We start from the raw sequence: 19,383 nt of genomic DNA on the forward strand, positions 1-19,383 counted from the left end.
TGCGGTATTTGTTGGCCTAAAAATCGCCCCTACGGGCACTATTTTGTGCTCCTCATCACAGGGGCGGACGGTTCGCGGCAAACCGAAAGGCCGGCATCCCCGCGAGAAGGGACACCGGCCAATCGGCAGCTCCGGCCGCATCTCAGCTCAACGCTGCGGCTTAGGCCACCGCCGCAGCTCAGGCCACCGCCGGCGGAAGCATGAGGCTCGCACCCGGGATCGCATTGAGCAGTGCCCTCGTGTAGTCCTGCTGCGGCGAATCGAAGACCTCGTCCGTGCTTCCGGTTTCAACGAGCTTGCCCTTCTGCATGACGCACACGTGGTCGGCGATCTGCCGGACCACAGCGAGGTCGTGCGTGATGAAGAGATAGGTCAGGCCGAGGTTGGCCTGCAGCTCAGCCAGGAGGTTCAGCACCTGGGCCTGGACCAGCACGTCCAAGGCCGAGACGGCTTCATCGCAAATGATCACTTCGGGGTCCAGAGCCAAAGCCCGGGCAATCGCGACGCGCTGCCGCTGGCCGCCGGAGAGCTCGTTCGGGTACCTCTGCATGGTGCTCTGCGGCAACGCCACCTGGTCCAGCAGTTCCCGGACCTTCTTTTCGCGGCTGGCTTTGTCCCCGATCTTGTGGGTCCGGAGCGGTTCCTCGATGGTCCTGAAGATGTTGTACATCGGATCAAGGGAACCGTACGGATCCTGGAAGATCGGCTGGACGCGGCGACGGAAGGAGAAGATCTCCCGGCTCTTCAACGTGGAGGTGTCCACGCCGTCGAACACGATCCGGCCGGATGTCGGCGGTAGGAGGTTGAGGACCATCTGGGCCACAGTGGACTTGCCGGACCCCGACTCCCCAACGATCGCCGTCGTAGTACCGCGCTTGACGTTAAAAGAGACGTTGTCCACCGCGGTGAAGTCCGTGGCCTTGCCGATGCTCGAACGCAGCTTGAAGACCTTGCTCAGGCTTTCGACCTTCAGCACGTCCTCGGTCAGGGCCTTTTCCACGATGGTCTCCGTGGGTGCCAGAAGCTCTTCGGCCTGGATTCCCTCGGCTTTGGCAGCCTGGATCCGGCGGGAAGCCAGCGAGGGCGCCGACGCGACGAGCCGCTGGGTGTAAGGGTGCTGCGGGTTGCGCAGCAGTTCCAGGGAGGGTCCGGCTTCCACCACGTTTCCGCGGTACATGACCACTACCTTGTCCGCCCGCTCGGCGGCGAGGCCGAGGTCGTGGGTGATGAGCAGGACTGCCGTGCCAAGCTCCGACGTCATGGTCTCGAGGTGGTCGAGGATCTGCCGCTGCACAGTGACGTCCAACGCCGACGTCGGTTCGTCCGCAATCAGCAACCGGGGCTGGCAGGACAAGCCGATGGCAATCAGGGCGCGCTGGCGCATGCCACCGGAGAACTCGTGCGGGTACTGCTTCGCGCGCCGCGCCGAGTCCGGCAAGCCGGCTTCGGCCAGGACCCTTGCGACGTCGGCCGGGGCGTTGGGCTTGCCGTTGGCACGCAGCGTCTCGCGAACCTGGTAGCCGATCTTCCACACCGGGTTGAGGTTGGACATCGGATCCTGCGGAACCATGCCGATCGTGTTGCCACGCAGTTCGATCATCCGCTTTTCGGGCGCGTGCGAGATGTCTTCGCCGTCGAGAAGGATCCGGCCGCCGGAAACCTTGCCGTTTTCCGGCAGGAGGCCGATGGCCGCGAGCGCCGTCGTCGACTTCCCCGAACCGGACTCCCCCACGATGGCGACCGTCTCACCCGGCATGATGGTCAGGTGCGCGTTCTTGACGGCCTGGAATTCCCCGTTGGCCGTCTGGAAGGAGATGGCGAGGTCCCGGATTTCCAGAAGCGGCCGCTCTTCGGTATCGGCCTCGTTGATGGTCACGTTGGACGTTGTCATAATTGCCTCCTTCATCGCTTGCGGCTCTTGGGGTCAAGGGCGTCCCGCAGCGCGTCGCCAAGCATGATGAAGCTCAAGACCGTGATGGACAGTGCCGTCGCGGGATACAGCAGCACTTCGGGGTTGGTGCGCAGCGTGTCCTTCGCCGCGGAAATGTCATTGCCCCAGGACATGATGCTTCCTGGCAGGCCAATGCCGAGGAAGGAAAGCGTTGCCTCCGTGACGATGAAGACGCCGAGTTCCATGGTGGCCAGGACAATGATCGGCGCAAGGGCGTTCGGTACCACGTGCCGGACGAGCGTTCCGATCTTCGAGACGCCCAAGGAGCGTGCGGCGGTGACGAAGTCCGCGTTGCGGACCTCGATGACCGCGCCGCGCGTGATGCGTGCCATTTGCGGCCAACCGAGCATCACGATGACCATGACCACCGTGAAGACGCTCTTGTTCTCGCGGAAGAACGGGAGCTGGGTGACAACCAGCGCGCCAAGGACCAGCGGAAGGGCAAAGAAGATATCGCCGAGGCGGGCAATGACGGTATCGATCCAGCCGCCGAAGAAGCCGGCGAGGGCACCCAGCGTCACTCCGATGATCAGGACGAAGATGACGGACACGACGCCGACAGTCAGGGATGCCTGCGTGCCATGGATGATGCGGGAATAGATGTCGCAGCCCTGGAAGGTGAATCCGAGGGGGTGCCCGGCCGAGGGGCCTCCGAGGGAGTCGCTTAGCTGGCAGTTGTCGTTCGGCGCGGTCTGCGTGAACAGGCCCGGGAAGAACGCAACGACGAGAAGCAGGCAGATCATGAGTGCCGAGATGATGAACAGCGGACGACGGCGGAGCTTCCGCCATGCATCCGCCCACAGGCTCAGCGGTGCTGCGTCTACTTTGAGCGTATCGGTCGCCAGCAGGGGCGTCTCGTCAATGGGGGCAACATAGTGCTCGATCTGGCGGTTACTTTTCATAGCGGATCTACTTTTCATAGCGAATCCTGGGGTCAAGCCAGGCGTACAGGAGGTCGACCAACAGGTTGGCGGCGACGAACACCAGGACCAATACGCTCACGATGGCCACGACGGTGGGGCCTTCGCTGCGGATCACCGCCTGGTAGAGCTTTTGCCCGACGCCGGGCACGTTGAAGATTCCTTCGGTGACGATGGCGCCGCCCATGAGGCCGCCGAGGTTCGCACCCAGGTAGGTGACCACGGGAATCATGGAGTTCCGCAGGATGTGGGCCAGGACCACCCGGGGGCGCGAGAGGCCCTTCGCGGTGGCGGTGCGGACGTAATCGGCGTTCATGTTCTCGATGACCGAAGCACGGGTCAGGCGCAAGACGTAGGCGAAGGACACCAGGCCAAGGCCCGTCGCCGGGAGGATCAGCGTCCCCCAGTCAGCGCTCGAACCGACGGTCGGCTTGGCCCAGCCGAGCTGGACGCCGACGAGCAGCTGGAGCACGAAGCCCAGGACAAAAGTGGGAACGGCAATGACAACGAGCGATGCGACCAACACGGTGGAGTCGAACAGCTTTCCTTTGCGCAGGCCTGCGATCAGGCCGAACGCAACACCGAAGACCGCCTGGATGGCGAGGGCTTCGATGGCGAGCATGGCAGTCACCGGGAAGATGCGGCCGAGGGTGGCAGCGATCGGCTGTCCGGTGAAGTCCACGCCGAGGTTGAAGGTGAACAGGTTTTTGAGGAACAGTCCGTATTGGACCCAGAACGGCTGGTCCAGGTTGTATTGCTGGCGAAGCGCGGCAATAACGGCTTCGCTCGGCGGACGGTCGCCGAATAGTGCGCGAATGGGGTCGCCGGGGAGGGCGAAAACCATGAAGTAGACGAGCAGGGTGGTTCCCAGGAAGACAGGAATGACCTGTAGCAGACGCCGGAGGATGTACTGGATCACAGCAAGGTTCCCTCGAGGCTCGTGGAAATGTGGGATTTCATGTGGGACAGCTTTCGTGCCGGTGCAAGCGCGTTCGGGGGCCCGGGTGTGACACCGGACCCCCAAATGCGCTAGCGAGCTTGGAACAGGTCCAGTGGACTACTTAGCGGTGATGTTGTAGTAGAGCAGGTCGCCGTTCCAGCCGGAGTCGACGTTGCTCACGTTCTGGCTCCAGACGACCTGGCGGGCCTGGTACCACAGCGGCAGGTTGGGCAGGTCCTGGAAGAGGATCTCCTGTGCCTGGGTGAACTTCTGGTTGGCATCCGCCGTGGTCTTGGAGGCGAGGCCTTCCTGGAGCAGCTTGTCGAAAGCCGGGTTGCTGTAGCCCTCGTAGTTGGCGCTGGCGCCGGTCTGGAGGACGGGTCCGAGGAAGTTGAACAGGGACGGGTAGTCTGCCTGCCAGCCAGCGCGGGTGAAGCCCGGGAGGGTCTTTGCCTTACGGAGGTTCAGGATCTCGGCAAACTTGGCGAACGGCTGGCCTTCGGCCTGGATGCCGAGGTTGTTCTTCAGGTTGTTGGCAACGGCGTCGATCCATTCCTTGTTGCCGCCGTCGGTGTTGTAAGCGAGCTGCAGGACCTTGCCTGCGGGCCACGGGCTCATGGCGTTTGCCTTTGCCCACAGGTCCTTTGCCTTCGCGGCGTCGAACTTCAGGACGTCGGATCCGGGGACGTTGTCGTTGTAGCCGTCAATGGACGGAGAGGTGAAGTCCTTGGCCGGGATGCGGGTTCCGCTGAAGACCACCTTGGTGATTTCGTCACGGTTGATCGCCATGGAAATGGCCTGGCGGCGGAGCTTGCCGGCCTCTCCCTGGAATTCAGGCAAGTAGTTCGGGATGTTGAGCGTCGCGTTGCCGGCGTAAGCCTTGTTCAGGTTGTGGTCCGGGAAGTCCGTGGTGTAGGTCTTCAGCGCGTTGGTCGGCAGGACGTCGGTGACGTCGAGGTTGTTGGCCTGGATGTCAGTGTAGGCCGGTGCCGGATCGGTGTAGAACTTGAACGTCACGCCACCGTTCTTGGCGGTGCGCTCGCCTTGGTAGTCGGCATTCTTGACGAGGGCGATCTGGCTGTCGTGCTGCCAGGCACCCTTGGCTGCCATCTTGTAGGGGCCGTTGCCGATCGGGTTTTCGCCGAATGCCTTCGGGTCCTTCAGCGCTTCGGCCGGAAGCGGCATGAACGCGGAGTAGCCGAGACGCTGGGGCCAGTCGGCTTCCGGCTGCGACAGCTTCACGGAGATGGTGTAGTCGTCCTTCAGGACCAAGCCGGACATCGTCTGGGCAGTCGGCGCAGGCACGTCGTTGGACTTGCCGTCCGCTCCGGTCTCCTTCTTGGTGGCGCTGACGGCGTCATAGCCTTCGATGGACTCGAAGAAGCTGCTGCTCGCCTGGGCATTGGTGCTCAGCGCGGCGAAGTTCCAGGCATCGACAAAGCTCTTGGCGGTGACTTCCTCGCCATTGGTGAACTTGGTGCCCTTCTTGACCTTGATCGTGTAGTTCTGGCCATCGGTGGTGTCAATGGAGTCCGCGAGTTCGTTCACGGTCTTTCCACTGGCGTCGTAGCTGGTCAGGCCCTCGAAAAGGAGCTCGACGACGCGGCCGCCGTACACCTCGTTGGTGTTGGCCGGCATCAGGGGGTGCTGGGGTTCATTGCTGTATGCGGTGATGATCTTGTTCGGATCGCCGGCGGCCTGACCGCTGCCTCCGGTGCTGGCGCCGCCGCCGCATCCGGTAAGGGCAAGTGCGGCAACCGCGAGCAAGCCAAGAGCTGTGGAAGTGCGCGAGAAACGCATTCCGCCTCCTATGGAGTCAGGGGGATTAGTCAGGGCAACTCACGGTTGCCGCTGGGCCAGGCACAGAGATGTCCTGTGACGAGGCCTACATGGATGTGTAATCCTAACCACAGCTTGTCCGAAATATGGAATCCTCTTGGCACTTTCCAGCGATTATGCATATGACAGTTTTAGTAATGAAGCAGTCATTTCAAGTAAATGAAGCAGTCACTTCACGTAACAGGTTACTCACTGGTAGACTTGTCAGGCCTGACCCTTGTTTTCCCGCGGAAATCCGGGGTTTCTCGCAGTACCCGAAACACCGCGGAGATGGATTAAAGCATCGGCGCCGCAAGCGCAAAAAAGCCCCGAAGCCGGTTGGCTCAGGGCTCTTTCGTCGTCAAGGGCAGGCTATGCTGCCACGCCGGAGGTGGCGCTGGAGGGCGCTACTCGATCCCGGCGGCCATCAACTGTTCACGCAGTTCCCGGCGCTCCCGTTGCTTTTCCGGGTCCGGAAGGGGAACGGCAGCCAACAGCCGCTGCGTGTACGCCTCCTGCGGGTTGCGCAGGATCTGGTCGCGGGTTCCCTGCTCCACGATCCGCCCGCGTTGCATCACGCAGATACGGTCGGCCAGCACGTCCACCACGGCGAGGTCGTGCGTGACGAAGAGGCACGCGAACCCCAGTTCCTTCTGGAGGCTCTGGAAGAGTTCCAGCACCTTGGCCTGCACGGAAACGTCCAGCGCCGACGTCGGCTCATCCGCCACCATCAGCTTGGGCTGGAGCGACAACGCCCGGGCGATTCCAACCCTCTGCTTCTGGCCGCCGGACAACTCGTGCGGGTATCGGTTGCGATAGCTCCGCGGAAGTTCCACTTGGTCGAGGAGGTTCTCGATCCGCTTCTGCAGGTCCACACCCTTGGCCACCCCGGCGAGGTACATGGGCTCGCCAATGCTCTCACCAATCGGCAAACGCGGGTTGAGCGAGGACGACGGGTCCTGGAAGACCATGCCGATATCGCGCCGGACCTGGTGGAGTTGCTTGCCGTTCCGCTTGGCGGCGGAAATATCCTGCCCCACCACGTGCATCTTGCCTGCGGCCACCGGCAAGAGCCCGACGGCGGCACGTCCGATGGTCGTTTTGCCGGAACCGGATTCGCCGACCAGGCCTACGACCTGCCCGGGGTAGATCACGAGGTTGGCGCCTTCAACCGCTCGGAAGGCGGGGACGCGGCCCTGCTTCGGGTACTCGATGGCGACGTCGATCAATTCGAGGACCGGGCTGCCTTTGGGCTTTGCAGCTTCCTCGGCGGCAGCCTTCAGGGCCTCCTGGTTCTCGCGCTCGCGACGCAGCAACTCGTCATGCTCAACGGAGTCCAGCTCCGTCTTGGTTGCAGCTGCCAAGGCGGCGGTGACGTCAACATCCGCGGACTCCGCGCTTTGGCCAAGGTGCGGGACGGCAGCCAAGAGCGCCTGGGTGTATTCGTGCTGCGGATTGCTGAAGATCTGCTGCGCCGTTCCGGTCTCCACGATGACGCCTTTGCGCATGACGGCGATGCGGTCGGCGAGGTCGGCCACCACGCCCATATCGTGCGTGATGAGCACGATCGCGCTATCCAGCTTATTGCGGAGGTGCCGCATCAAATCCAGGATTTCGGCCTGCACCGTGACGTCCAGGGCGGTGGTCGGTTCGTCCGCGATCAGGAGCCTGGGGTCGCAGGACAACGATTGGGCGATCATGGCTCGTTGCCGCTGCCCGCCCGACAATTGGTGCGGGTAGGACTTGAAGGCCTTTTCCGGATCGGGGAGTTCCACAAGGTCAAGCATCCGCAGGGCGCGTTGCTTCGCTTCATCCGGCGAGATGGTGTTGTGCAGCCGCAGGGTCTCCACAATCTGGGCGCCTACGGTGTAAACGGGGTTAAGCGCTGTCATAGGCTCCTGGAAGATCACCGCCACATCCTTGCCGCGAACTTCCCTGATGGCCGAAGCCTTGGCCCCGAGCAACTCCTTGCCCCCGAGCTTGACGCTTCCCCGCACGCGGCTGTTGCTGGGCAACAGCCCCAGAAGTGCCATGGAACTCGCGCTCTTCCCGGAGCCGGACTCACCGACAATCGCCAGGACCTCACCTGCCCGGACCTCGTAGTTCAGGCCAATCGCGGCCGGCACCCATTTCTTCTCCACGCCGAAGTCGACGCTGAGGTCACGCACTTCCAGGACCACGCGTCCCGGCTCAACCCTGTCCGAAGCCGTTTCAAGCGGTGTGGCTTCCGGTTCGGGAATAGCGTTGTCAGTCATGGTGGGTCTTCCCTTCCACCCGGGCCACCCTCCACAAGGTGATTAGTGAAGTAGCCCGGAATCCTGAATTATTAGGGGCATGAGCCCTGAGCCGCATGCCGGAAATGTCGAAATCTTCAAGGCGCGAACCAGCAAGCTGCTCGCTTGGACGTGCTGGGCGGTTGCCGCGATTGGAATCATCGTCACGCTCGCCGTCGGCGGACCACGGAACCTTCCTGGAACTGCTCCCCTGTTGCTGCTCGCATTCCTTGGATGGCTGCTCTTCTGGCGGCCGGCCGTGCTGGTCATGGACTCGGGCGTGACGTTGGAAAATCCCTACCGAACCATTGACGTCCCTTGGGATGCCTTGGTGCAGGTCGATACCCGGTACGCCCTCACCCTCATGACCCCGCACAAGAAGTACCCCGCCTGGGCAGCTCCGGCCCCCGGCATCTGGGGAGGCCGGAACGCCCGCCCGGAGCACTTGCGGGGACTTCCCGAAACTACCTACGGTCCCGGCAGCTCCGTCCGTCCCGGAGACCTCCGGAACACGGATTCGGGGGCTGCCGCAGTGCTGGTCCGCGCCCGCTGGCGGGACTTGGTGGAATCCGGCCGCGTCGAGCCTGGCCGCGCCGAAGACACGGCGGTGGCCGTGCGGATCGAATGGCTCCGCCTCGGAGGCACCATAGTCCTCGCCGCAGCGAGCTACTGGGCGATCTTCATCCAATGAGGCCCCTCGGGCCTCAACGAGCCCGATACCCCTGACGGGAATCACTCACTGTTCCTTCGGCACATTGGGGACTACCGGCGTCGTACTTGAATGCCGTGTGGTTTCAACGGCGCTCTTCGCCTTGAACTTCTTCTGGCGCGGGTCGAAAGCGTCCCGCAGGCCGTCGCCGATGAAGTTGATGCTGAGGCAGATCAAGATGATGAACAGGCCCGGGAACCAAAACAGCCAAGGGCGCGTGGCGAAGGCTTCCTGGTTTTGCGCCACCAGGAGGCCCAGCGAAATATCCGGTGCGTGCACGCCGAGTCCCAGATAGCTCAACGCCGTCTCAAGCAGGATTGCCGCGGACATAGTCAGGGTGACGTTGACGATCAGGACGCCGACGGCGTTCGGCAGGATGTGCTTGAAGATGATCCTCGCGTTCGATGCCCCGGAAATGCGGGCAGCGTCCACGAATTCCCGCTCGCGGAGCGTCAGGAATTCGCCGCGGACCAAACGCGCAAGGCCAACCCAGCTGACAAAGCCGAGGAAGATGCCAAGAATCACGACGCCGTTGCTGGAAGCGAAGCTCGCAAACCAGCTGCCCTCGTCCCTCCGGTTGGCGATCTGGCCAACGACGGCGGCGAGAAGGAGCACGGGAATGATGATGATGACGTCCGTGAGGCGCATCAGCACTGCTTCAACCCAACCGCGGAAATACCCGGCAAGACCTCCGACAATCGCGCCAACGGCACCCGCGATCGCCCCGATCAGGACCATGACAGTGATGGACTGTTGGGCGCCGCGCATGGTCATTGCAAACAAGTCGCGGCCGATGCGGTCCTGGCCGAAGGGGTGCTCGCCCCAAGCGAGCGGCCACAATGACGCCGTCGGAGCGCCGTCGTTCACCAGGGGCGAAACGTCGAGGTAGTTGTACTTCCACCATCCCGGAAGACCCCAGGCCCCGACTGAGGTGAAGGCGAGGACAAGGATGATGGCGAGGACGGCCAAGCCGACCAAGGCGCCCGTGTGGCCAAAGAACCGTTTACGGACAATCTGGCCTTGGCTCAGGCCGCTGGTCTCTTCGCTGCTGGCTTCGGTGGCTGCAGCCTCTGCAAGCGCCTGTTGCGCGAGGATTTCTTCCTCTTGTGTTGGCTGGCTCATGCTTTGATCCTTACGCGTGGGTCGAGGGCGGAGTACGCGAGGTCCGCTATGAGGTTGAATGCCATGGCTGTGATGGCGACGCACACGAAGACACCCATGACAGGGTTGGGATCGGTGTGCAGCAGTCCGTCGATAAACAGGAAGCCCATCCCGTGGACGGAGAACACCGTCTCTGTGATGACGGCACCACCGATCAAGGCGCCGATATCGAAGGCAACAATCGTCGCGATCGGAATCAAAGCGTTCCGGAAGGCATGGCCCATGATCACGGAACGTTCGCTGAGGCCCTTGGCGCGAGCCGTCCGGATGTAGTCCATGTTCATGATTTCCAGCATGGACGAGCGTGTGAAGCGCGTGTAGCTCGCCAACGAAACAAGGATCAGGGCAATGGTCGGCAGCACGAGGTGGGTCATCGTGTCCGTTGACAGGACCCAGAAGTCCCCCTGGATGTTGGGAGTCCCCGCGCCGATGGTCGCAATAGGACGCCCGCGGACCCTGCTGTTGTCGAAGTACGACGGCCATGCCTGCATGTACCTGTCGATCAGGACAAGCGCGCCGACGAGGAACGCGGTGATTCCGGCGGCACGCATTGACTGTCCACGGTCGTAGCCGCCCATGAAATAACCGACCGCAACACCGATCAGGATGGTGCCGACGGCGAGGATGAAGATCATGAGCCCAGTGGCTTCATTGAGCAGCGGCTGCACGGCGAAGTAGGCAATGACCCCGATGGCCACGACGATCAGGCTGGACTGCAACGCCTTGCGGTTCTTGAGGCCGGACACCAGAACCGTGATTCCGACGGCGATGCCCGCACCCAGGATGGCGATGACCACCGGCCCCAACCCGGGATTGCGGAACCAGAGCGTGATCGAGAAGTAGATGAGGATCAGTGTGACGACCGCGAACACGGTGCCGCCCACGATCAGTCGACGCTTGGCCGCCCCGCCAACCACGACGGCGGCGATCACGCCGAGGACCGCCCCGATCCCGAGCGCCACTCCCGGTGGTATTTGCGGATTTCGGAGGAAGTCGTTGAAGCCGATGGCACCGAACTCCTTGAGGAGTACGGCGACCCAGAAGATCGGCAGGGAGAAGAACAGGAATGCCATGAACGTCACTCCGTAGTCCAGCGCGCTGTACTGGCGGAGGGCGGTGACGATACCCAACGAGATGCCGATGAGGATGGCAAGGACCGTGGCCCCGGTAACCAGGGTGAGGGTCTGGACCAGCGCGAATCCGAGGGCCTCGGTAATCGGCTGGCCGGCGATGTTCTTACCCAGGTTGCACGCGTTCCCGAAGGGAACCAGGCATTGCGCGGCTCCCCCCAGCCATTTGAAGTAGCGCACCGGGGCGGGGGTGTCCAGGTCAAGGAGGGAGCTGCGTGCGTCCATGAGCGCTTGCCTGTTGGGCGCACTACTGGCGCGGAGATCGGCCAGTGGGTCTCCGGACAACGCTGTCAGGAGATACACCAGGAACGATGCTCCAAGGAGAATCAAAGCGGCGGTCACTAGTCGCCGGACAACATAGGTCAACATTTGTGAGGAACCTCGAAATCCAGGCCCGGGGTCGCCGGTGCCCATTGCAGTTGCCGATCGACCAACCGAAAGCGCCGGGACCAAGTTACGTCGGTCCCGGCGCCTCGGCTGGTCATGTGCTCAGTGAGCGGGGTCTACTTCTGTGCCCACTCCCAGAAGTTCCACCAGACACCCGTCTGGTTCGGCATGAGCTTCACGCCCGTGATGCGGTCACTGTACGCGTCCACGTTCACGGACTGGAAGAGCGGCAGGCCGTACGAGCTGTCCCAGATCTTCTTGTCGATCTGCTTCTCGAGGTCGTCCTGCTTGCTGCGGTCGGTGGTGACCACAAGGTCTTCCATCAGCTTGTCGGCATCCGGGTTGCTGAACTGGTTGAAGTTGTTTCCGCCGGCGGTCTTGAAGATCTGCGGAACACCAGAAACACCGACGCCCGGGTTGATCCAGCCGAAGATCGTGGCATCGTAGCCGCCCTTGCCGAGGGCCTTGCCCCAGTCGGAGGCGCCCAGTCCGCCGTCGTCGATCTTGAAGCCGGCCTTCGTGGCGGATTCGCGGATCAGCGAGAACGCGTCCACGCGGTTCGGGTTGTCCTTGTTGTACATGATCCGGATTTCCGGAGTAGCGCCGTTGAGGAGCTTCTTGGCACCGTCGATGTCAACATCCTGGTAGGCCGAGGAGCCGTTGTTCTTGGCCGAGTCCGCGTAGGCTGCCTGCTGCGGTACGAAGATCTGCGAATCGAGCGGCTTGGCATTGGGGTCGAGCTTGCCGACGATCTTGTTGACGATGTCCTTGCGCGGAACCGTCTTCATGAAGGCCGTGCGGACGTTTTGGTCAGCGAACGGGCCGGTGTAGTTGAGGTCGAGGTGGTCGAAGGCCAACTGGTTGCCTTGGTCCACCGTGACGCCCTGGCTTTCCAACTGTTTCAACTGGTCTAGCGTGTCAGCCGAGGCCTGCGGAGCGATGATGTCCGCTTCGCCGTTCTTGAGGGCCTGGACCTGTGCCGGTGCCGAGCCGATGTAGCGAACCGTGATTTCGTCGAGGCTCGGGATCGGTCCCCAGTTGTAGTCCTTGTTACGGACCATCGTGAGGGACTGGTCCTGGTTCATGCTCTTGACGATGTAAGGACCGTTGGAAAGGAACAGGGTGGGATCCGCGGGAAGCGTCTTGGTGTCAAAGCCGGTGTTCCACATGTCCGACATTGCCTTCAACTTTGGATCGACAGGCTGGGGATTCTTGGTATCTCCGCGCGGCTTGCTCTTCATGAAATCGATCATTGCCTGGGTGTCCTTCAGGCCGGCTTTCTGGGCCAGGACGTGCGCAGGAACGTCGATCCCAGGTCCGCCGAGGGCAATCTCCCAGTCCGCGAAGGGCTTGGAGTACTTGAGCGTCAGGCTCTGGTTGTTGTCGCCGATCTCCGGGAAATCAGTAAGGCTGAGTCCGGTGTTGTCGCCAGCGTAGGAGAAGTAGGACGTTCCGGTCTTTGCCTTCGGATCGGCGTCGTCGTAGTAACCGGAGAAGGCGGCCCATTGGAGGAGGAGGTCGGCTGCCGTGACGGGCGCACCATCGGACCACTTCACGCCATCGTTGATGGTGTACTTGACGGTCAGCGGGTTGTCCGAGACCTTCTCAAACTTGCCGAATTTGTCGTTATGGACAACGTTCAGCTTGTTGTCGATGTAGTAGAAACCCGAGTGCGTGGCGTAACTGATCTTGGAGTTGATGTCAGTATTGCCGTCGGCCGTGTTGGGGTTGAAGGTATTGAGTGCGTTGACCTCAACGACAGTGGCCGAGCCACCTTGCTTGGATGCTCCTGTGGAAGGTGTGTTGCCACCGGAATTGCCGGCGCAGGCACTCAGCGCGAGAGCGGCGATTGCCGCTATGCCCACTGCTTTGGAAATACGTCCGAAACGCATTCCGCCTCCTATTTATAGAGTGGAAAAAGCCGGCGCGGTTGACTCCGGCAGACTGCCACAAATCCCCTCAGCAGGCTTGTGGCTAGTCTCACATGAGCAGTAGCCTAGCGTCCGGAACGGACGATTGGGCGCAAAGTTTCCGGCGAGTAAAGTTTGTTACCGAGATGCAATCTTTGCGGGTTGCACGTGGCTCTGCGCGGTCCGGCCGACATGACAAAACGCCCCGATTCTCAGCGAATCGGGGCGTCAGTCAGTTAATTCTCCATCACTGAAGATGGCTGGGAAGCGAACGAAACCGAATGCAATTAAGGTCGTGGCGTTTGTCCCGCGCGCTGGTCGCCGATAACCGAGGGTACCCAAGCGCTCTCCCTTACGGTTTACGTTGGGGAGCATGGGTGAGAAATTCGTGGATCTGGGCGGTCCCCGGGACAAAGAGCACAGCGAAGGTGAGGTCTCGGATTTCCCGGAGATCCACCCCGACGGCGAGTACCAGTGGTCAGGCCTGGCCCATGGCGCCGAGGCTGAATCGGCCAACCCGTCAGACGACGGCGACCCGGCTACCGCCGTCTTGTATCCAAGAGTCGACTAGCCTGCCCTGGCCTCCGCTCCCCCGCTACACGCACTGGGGTTGATACGACGGATCTGCGGGCCCGCTCTGGAGAAATAGCCAAATCCAAAGACTCCGCGACCGCGGGGCGCTATCAGGCTCATCGCTACCCAATCAGGTAGACCATGCCGCGCCCCTCGTCGGCGAGGTTCCTGGCAAAGACCCGAGCCCGTCGAAGATAGCCAACGGCATACTCAACATCAAGGTCGCGATCGACATACGGCGAAACGGGCAAACGCAGCCTCACCTCCGCGTCAGAAACATCGTCCAAGTCCTGAGCAATCGCCAAGACCTCGGACGGAGCCAGGGCCCGTACCCACGGCTCCCAACCATCGTCATGCATGGTCACGTTGCCTTCAAACATGCGAAAAGCGGGTCGCGCCGCCATGCCCGCCCGCAACGGGGCAGTGAGAACCTGCAGATGCCCCCACGCCTTGTCCAGGTAGAGCATGTCGCGCTCAGGTATTGATTGCCCGAAGGTGGTATAGCTGGTCCCGACACCCGGTTCAAGGCCCCAAGCGTCAGCAAGAGGATCGGCCGACATGAAGCTCATCGGGTCGGAAAGCGCCTTTTTAGCGACGTCGCCGTCGAATGCATATGCGTAATATCTGATTCCCATTCACCAAGTATTGCCACGACGAAAGCTTCGAAATGCCGCCGCGTTGCGTTATGTGGATAACTTTGCGAAATGGTTTATAACGCTAGACGTTGAACCTGAACTCCACGACGTCGCCGTCGGCCATCACATATTCCTTGCCTTCAATGCGGACCTTGCCGCGCGACTTCGCCTCGGCCATGGAGCCGGCGTCGATCAGGTCGTCGTAGGAGACAACTTCGGCCTTGATGAATCCGCGTTGGAAATCCGAGTGGATGACACCGGCAGCCTGGGGGGCGGTGTCGCCCTGGTGGATGGTCCAGGCTCGCGCTTCCTTGGGGCCGGCCGTCAGGTAGGTCTGGAGGCCCAGGGTGTGGAAACCGACGCGGGCCAATTGGTCCAGGCCGGACTCATCCTGCCCGTTCATCTCGAGCATCTCGCGGGCTTCTTCCTCGTCCAGCTCCACCAAGTCCGATTCGAGCTTGGCGTCAAGGAAAATGCAATCGGCCGGGGCAACCAGGGTACGCAGTTCTTCCTGCTTTTCCGGGCTGCCGAGGATTCCTTCGTCGGCGTTGAACACGTAGATGAAAGGCTTGGCCGTCAGGAGGCTGAGCTCCTTGAGGTGTTCCATCTCCAGTTTGTCGCTCTTGATCGAGGCAAAGATGGTGTCTCCGCGCTCAAGAACCACCTTCGCAGCCTCGATGGCCTTCAGCTCGGCGGCCTCGCGCTTCTTGATCTTGACTTCTTTTTCGATCCGGGGAATGGCTTTTTCGATCGTCTGGAGATCGGCCAGGATAAGTTCGGTATTAATGGTTTCAATGTCCGAGCGCGGATCGACCTTGCCGTCGACGTGGACGACGTCCGGATCATCGAAAACGCGAATGACCTGGGCGATGGCTTCAGCTTCGCGGATGTTGGCGAGGAACTTGTTGCCCAGGCCTTCGCCTTCGGAGGCGCCCTTCACGATTCCCGCGATGTCCACGAAGGAAACCACGGCCGGCAGGAGGCGCTGCGAGCCGAACACATCGGCGAGCTTCTGCAGCCGCGGATCCGGCAAGTTGACGACACCGATGTTGGGCTCGATCGTGGCGAACGGGTAGTTCGCAGCGAGCACCTGGTTGCGCGTCAGGGCGTTGAAAAGGGTTGATTTGCCGACGTTGGGCAGTCCGACGATGCCAATAGTAAGAGCCACGAGCGTTAATTCTACCTGCTGGAATCGGTTGCCCCACCGTGAGCCAAGGGTCAGCGTGCCCCGCCTGGAACCCTGCGGGGCACGCTGGGATCCGGCTTCCTTATATTGTCGGTGCCCTATGCCAAGGTTGGGGCATGGATGGTTTTGCAGTGTTGTTGGCGTTTTTCATGCTTCTCCTCGGGGCCGCTGCCGGCCTCGTGGCGGGATTCCTCCTCTTCCGGCGCCGGAGCGCCGCCTTGGAGGAAGATTTCGACGGCGTTTCGGCCCGCCTTGCGGAGGTAAACGCGCAGTTTGCAGCGGCCGACGCCGAAAGGCGGCTTCTGTTGTCACAGAACCGGGAACTCAGCGAGTCAAGGACCCAGGACGGCAGTGTGCTCCGCGCGCTCGCACCGGTCGCCGAAAAGTTGAGTGCTGTCCAGCAACAGGTCTCCCTGCTGGAACGGGACCGGCTGGAGCAATACGGCCAGTTGGCGCAACAGCTTCAGGAAGCCCGGTTGTCTGATGAGCAATTGCTCCGCTCCACCCATGCCTTGGCGTCGGCCCTGCGGTCCAACAGCGCACGTGGCCAGTGGGGAGAGGTCCAGTTGCGCAGGGTCGTGGAGGCTGCGGGCATGTTGCGGCACGTCGATTTTCTCGAGCAAGTCCATTCCGCCTCCGCGGACAACACCGTGCGGCCGGACTTGGTTGTCCAGTTGCCCGGCGGAAAGCAACTCGTCGTGGATTCCAAAGTCCCGTTGGCCTCGTACCTGGCCGCGCAGGACAGCGCGAACCAGACGCAAACGAGCCCGTTACAAGGGAACACGGCACAGGGAAATGCATCCCAGGCTGACGCCCAGTTCAACGCAGTCCGGGCCGAAGCGCCGTACGGGGCAAATTCGAATTCCTTGCTTCTAGCTCACGCTAAAGCCCTCAAGTCCCATGTGGATGCCTTGGGTTCCAAGAAATACTGGGACATAGCCGGGAACTCCCCCGAACTGGTCATCTGCTTCCTGCCGGCTGAATCCATCCTGGCCGCTGCATTGGAAGCCGACCCTGCGCTCCTTGACCACGCCCTGTCACGGAATGTTGTGCTGGCCTCGCCCGGAACGCTCCTGGCTGTCCTGAAATCAGTCGCCTTCACCTGGCGCCAGGATGTCTTGACGGACAACGCCCGCGAACTCTTCGAACTCGCAAAGCAGTTGTACGAGCGCATGGGCACCCTCGGAGAGAACGTGGGCAAGCTGGGCTCGTCGCTCAAGACCTCGGTGGATCGCTACAACGCGCTGGTAGGCACCCTTGAGGCCCGTGTATTGCCGACGGCGCGAAAGCTCAATGCCATGGACACAGCAGCACTCGCCTCACCGGCTGCTGTGGAAGCGGTGCCTCGAGCCCTTTCGGCGCCCGAACTGCTTGAGGAGGACCCGGCGGCCTGATGGCGCGTGCCGGGGATCCTCGTGCCGGGGATCCTCGTGTCGAGGACGCCCCGCCTGGGGGACTCCGTTCGCCTCCGGGTAGCTGCGACATCCAACCACAACAAACGCACCCGATACGGACCCACGCACCCGGAGCAACGGCGGCGCAGGTCCTTACGGGGTGCCGCTGGCCCGGATGGAGGCCCGGGTCCTTACGGGGTGCCGCTGGCCCGGATGGAGGCCCGGGTCCTTACGGGGTGCGTTATCAGACGCGTTGATAGGGCAGTGGAGGTCCGGGACGAACGATCGGGCGCGGGATCCGGAGGGGAAGTTGCGGAAGCTAGGATGTAGACCGGTTCCCGCGTCCACCCAGGGCGCGGGAAACGTCGCCGGCTTCCTTGAGCGTGGCGCGCAGTTCCTTGGGGAGGGAGAACAGCAGGTCTTCCTCCGCAGTGACTACCTCTTCAACAGCTCCATAGCCGTACTCAGCCAGAAGCCGAAGCACATCCTGAACCAGGACTTCTGGGACGGAAGCACCGGAGGTCACACCCACGGTGGCAACGCCTTCGAACCAGGACTCATCCACTTCATTCGCAAAGTCCACCCGGTGGGAAGCCTTGGCCCCGTATTCCAGTGCCACTTCCACGAGCCGTACGGAGTTGGAGGAGTTCGCCGATCCAACCACGATCACGAGGTCCGCCTGCGGAGCGATCTTCTTGATCGCGACTTGGCGGTTGGTGGTGGCGTAGCAGATGTCGTCGCTGGGCGGATCCTGGAGGGTGGGGAACCGCTCCTTGAGCAGCCGGACGGTTTCCATGGTCTCGTCCACGCTCAGTGTGGTTTGCGAGAGCCAAATAGTCTTTTCCGGATTGCGCACGGTGACTTTATCCACTTCGTGCGGACCGTTGATGATCTGAATGTGGTCCGGTGCTTCGCCGGCCGTGCCTTCTACCTCTTCGTGGCCGTCGTGGCCGATCAGGAGGATGTCGTAGTCGTCCTTGGCGAAGCGCACGGCTTCGCGGTGGACCTTCGTGACAAGGGGACACGTGGCGTCGATAGTGCGCAGCCCGCGGTCCTCTGCGGACTGCACCACCGCAGGGGACACGCCATGGGCGGAAAAGATAACGAGTGCGCCCTCCGGAACCTCGTCCGTTTCATCGACGAAGATGGCACCCTTTTCCTCCAACGACGTGACCACATGCACGTTGTGGACGATCTGCTTGCGCACGTAAACGGGAGGACCATAGTGTTCGAGGGCCTTCTCGACGGCGATAACCGCACGATCCACCCCGGCACAGTATCCACGGGGGGCGGCAAGAAGGACCCTCTTGGGGCCGGAAACCGGAGCGGCGGCCAGCACCTCTTCCGGTGTCCGACGCCTGCGGGGGACGGTGGGCATCGGAATGGAAACGACTGAGCTGCTCATGCTTCCATGCTACCGGCAGCGATCAGCGGGCTGGCCGGCGTGCCTTTGGCGTAAGGATCAGGATGAGCACTCCGAGCACCGCGAGGACTCCCCCGGCCACCGCGGCTGTGGCAATCCAGCTGGAGAAGTCGGACACGGCAGCCGCCATCAATTGCTTCACGAAAAGCGCTCCCGCGGCTGTTCCTCCCAGGCCCGCGTCTCCCGCACCCTTCGCGATGGTGGAGAGCGCTTCCCACAGCCCTGCAAGCGCTGCCAAACCCAAGCCGGCGAAGAGCACCACCGCACCCCTGCGCCTAGCGAGAAGCAAAGCCAGGGCGAACAACAGGACGGCTCCAAGCGCCGGAACCCACCACAGCGGCGCGTATGCCGCCACACTGTCAACCTGCTGGCGTTGGGTGGGGCCTCCGATATTGATCGGTACCGAGTCCGGCGGGGTGACCGGAATTCCGGTTGTCGATGCCAAGCGTTTGGCCACAAGCGCCGTCAGGGGTCCGACGTCGAGCACCAGCGAGGTTGACGCGTTCGCCTGCCCCGCCACGGCGGCGCCCCCGAAATTCAGCCGGTGGCTTTGGCGCACCGTGTCGCTCCAGGCTTGGGGGTACTCGGGCCAGGTAGTCATCGACGTTGCCGCATTCTTGAAGAGCGAGGCGCCGACTTGTTCCGCTGGCCCAGGCAAGTCGACTTTGGATTCAAGGCTTCCGACGGCGGCAGCCGCCAGGCGGGACTGGAAGGCCTGGTCTTTCCCGAGGGGAGCCGTGAGGGCCACGAAGCCGTCCTCGCGTACGACGTTTTGGTTGGTCCACGCCATCGGAACGGCAACTCCCGTGAGCAGGAGGGAAAGGATCACTGCCAGGGCAGAGACAACGGAGCGCAATTTGTTCCTCACATATTGGCGACTGGTGGTCCCGGGAGCAGCCCGGACGACTGAATGTCAGTCATGCATGCTACAAGGTATGGATAGAGTGGTAAGCCTGCCGGCAACCCCCAAAAC

General features: G+C 62.3%; 15 protein-coding genes. 3 read left to right on the forward strand and 12 right to left on the reverse strand.

The window, feature by feature from the left end; translation table 11 throughout:
• Positions 1 to 178 precede the first annotated feature (178 nt).
• The 5 genes from E1809_RS00185 to E1809_RS00205 form a co-directional block, all read right to left on the reverse strand.
• Positions 179 to 1,891, reverse strand: coding sequence for a dipeptide ABC transporter ATP-binding protein (locus E1809_RS00185; RefSeq protein ID WP_133202226.1), 1,713 nt, complete (start codon positions 1,889 to 1,891; stop codon positions 179 to 181).
• Between the two features lie 11 nt (positions 1,892 to 1,902).
• Positions 1,903 to 2,853, reverse strand: coding sequence for an ABC transporter permease (locus tag E1809_RS00190; RefSeq protein ID WP_133202227.1), 951 nt, complete (start codon positions 2,851 to 2,853; stop codon positions 1,903 to 1,905).
• Positions 2,854 to 2,860: 7 nt separating this feature from the next.
• Complete coding sequence (locus E1809_RS00195; RefSeq protein WP_133202228.1) at positions 2,861 to 3,790, reverse strand: ABC transporter permease; 930 nt, start codon at positions 3,788 to 3,790, stop codon at positions 2,861 to 2,863.
• A 138-nt stretch (positions 3,791 to 3,928) separates the two neighbouring features.
• Positions 3,929 to 5,611 (reverse strand): peptide ABC transporter substrate-binding protein, encoded by a 1,683-nt coding sequence (locus E1809_RS00200; protein ID WP_133202229.1) that lies wholly within the window; start codon positions 5,609 to 5,611, stop codon positions 3,929 to 3,931.
• A gap of 425 nt (positions 5,612 to 6,036) precedes the next feature.
• Positions 6,037 to 7,884, reverse strand: a complete 1,848-nt coding sequence (locus tag E1809_RS00205) for an ABC transporter ATP-binding protein (protein ID WP_133202230.1) — start codon at positions 7,882 to 7,884, stop codon at positions 6,037 to 6,039.
• A gap of 79 nt (positions 7,885 to 7,963) precedes the next feature.
• Between E1809_RS00205 and E1809_RS00210 the strand changes: the two genes are divergently transcribed.
• Complete coding sequence (locus E1809_RS00210; RefSeq protein WP_133202231.1) at positions 7,964 to 8,593, forward strand: PH domain-containing protein; 630 nt, start codon at positions 7,964 to 7,966, stop codon at positions 8,591 to 8,593.
• Between the two features lie 45 nt (positions 8,594 to 8,638).
• Here the strand turns inward: E1809_RS00210 and E1809_RS00215 are convergent, their stop codons facing one another.
• The 3 genes from E1809_RS00215 to E1809_RS00225 form a co-directional block, all read right to left on the reverse strand.
• Positions 8,639 to 9,733 (reverse strand): ABC transporter permease, encoded by a 1,095-nt coding sequence (locus E1809_RS00215; RefSeq protein ID WP_133202232.1) that lies wholly within the window; start codon positions 9,731 to 9,733, stop codon positions 8,639 to 8,641.
• Complete coding sequence (locus E1809_RS00220; protein ID WP_133202233.1) at positions 9,730 to 11,271, reverse strand: ABC transporter permease; 1,542 nt, start codon at positions 11,269 to 11,271, stop codon at positions 9,730 to 9,732. Before E1809_RS00220 ends, E1809_RS00215 begins: the two co-directional genes overlap by 4 nt.
• A gap of 134 nt (positions 11,272 to 11,405) precedes the next feature.
• Entirely contained in the window at positions 11,406 to 13,181 is a 1,776-nt protein-coding gene (locus E1809_RS00225; RefSeq protein ID WP_133202234.1) for an ABC transporter family substrate-binding protein, read from the reverse strand.
• A gap of 391 nt (positions 13,182 to 13,572) precedes the next feature.
• Here E1809_RS00225 and E1809_RS00230 point away from each other — a divergent pair, with 391 nt between their 5' ends.
• On the forward strand, positions 13,573 to 13,770 hold the full coding sequence (locus E1809_RS00230) for a hypothetical protein (RefSeq protein WP_133202235.1): 198 nt from the start codon (positions 13,573 to 13,575) through the stop codon (positions 13,768 to 13,770).
• 124 nt (positions 13,771 to 13,894) lie between these two features.
• Here E1809_RS00230 and E1809_RS00235 read toward each other — a convergent pair whose 3' ends face one another.
• On the reverse strand, positions 13,895 to 14,407 hold the full coding sequence (locus E1809_RS00235) for a DUF1877 family protein (protein WP_133202236.1): 513 nt from the start codon (positions 14,405 to 14,407) through the stop codon (positions 13,895 to 13,897).
• Positions 14,408 to 14,489: 82 nt separating this feature from the next.
• Positions 14,490 to 15,575 (reverse strand): redox-regulated ATPase YchF, encoded by a 1,086-nt coding sequence (gene ychF, locus E1809_RS00240; RefSeq protein WP_133202237.1) that lies wholly within the window; start codon positions 15,573 to 15,575, stop codon positions 14,490 to 14,492.
• A 134-nt stretch (positions 15,576 to 15,709) separates the two neighbouring features.
• On the opposite strand from ychF, the gene rmuC reads away from it, so the two are divergent.
• The gene (gene rmuC, locus E1809_RS00245) at positions 15,710 to 16,987 is read left to right on the forward strand and encodes a DNA recombination protein RmuC (protein ID WP_133202238.1); all 1,278 of its coding nucleotides are present in this window, start codon (positions 15,710 to 15,712) and stop codon (positions 16,985 to 16,987) included.
• A gap of 319 nt (positions 16,988 to 17,306) precedes the next feature.
• Here the strand turns inward: rmuC and E1809_RS00250 are convergent, their stop codons facing one another.
• Both E1809_RS00250 and E1809_RS00255 read right to left on the reverse strand, forming a co-directional pair.
• The gene (locus E1809_RS00250; RefSeq protein WP_133202239.1) at positions 17,307 to 18,392 is read right to left on the reverse strand and encodes a 4-hydroxy-3-methylbut-2-enyl diphosphate reductase; all 1,086 of its coding nucleotides are present in this window, start codon (positions 18,390 to 18,392) and stop codon (positions 17,307 to 17,309) included.
• A gap of 22 nt (positions 18,393 to 18,414) precedes the next feature.
• A complete protein-coding gene (locus E1809_RS00255; protein WP_133202240.1) occupies positions 18,415 to 19,266 on the reverse strand; it encodes a hypothetical protein in 852 nt (283 codons plus the stop codon).
• Positions 19,267 to 19,383 lie beyond the last annotated feature (117 nt).

This window comes from Arthrobacter terricola (assembly GCF_004354015.1).
GTDB lineage: Bacteria > Actinomycetota > Actinomycetes > Actinomycetales > Micrococcaceae > Arthrobacter > Arthrobacter terricola.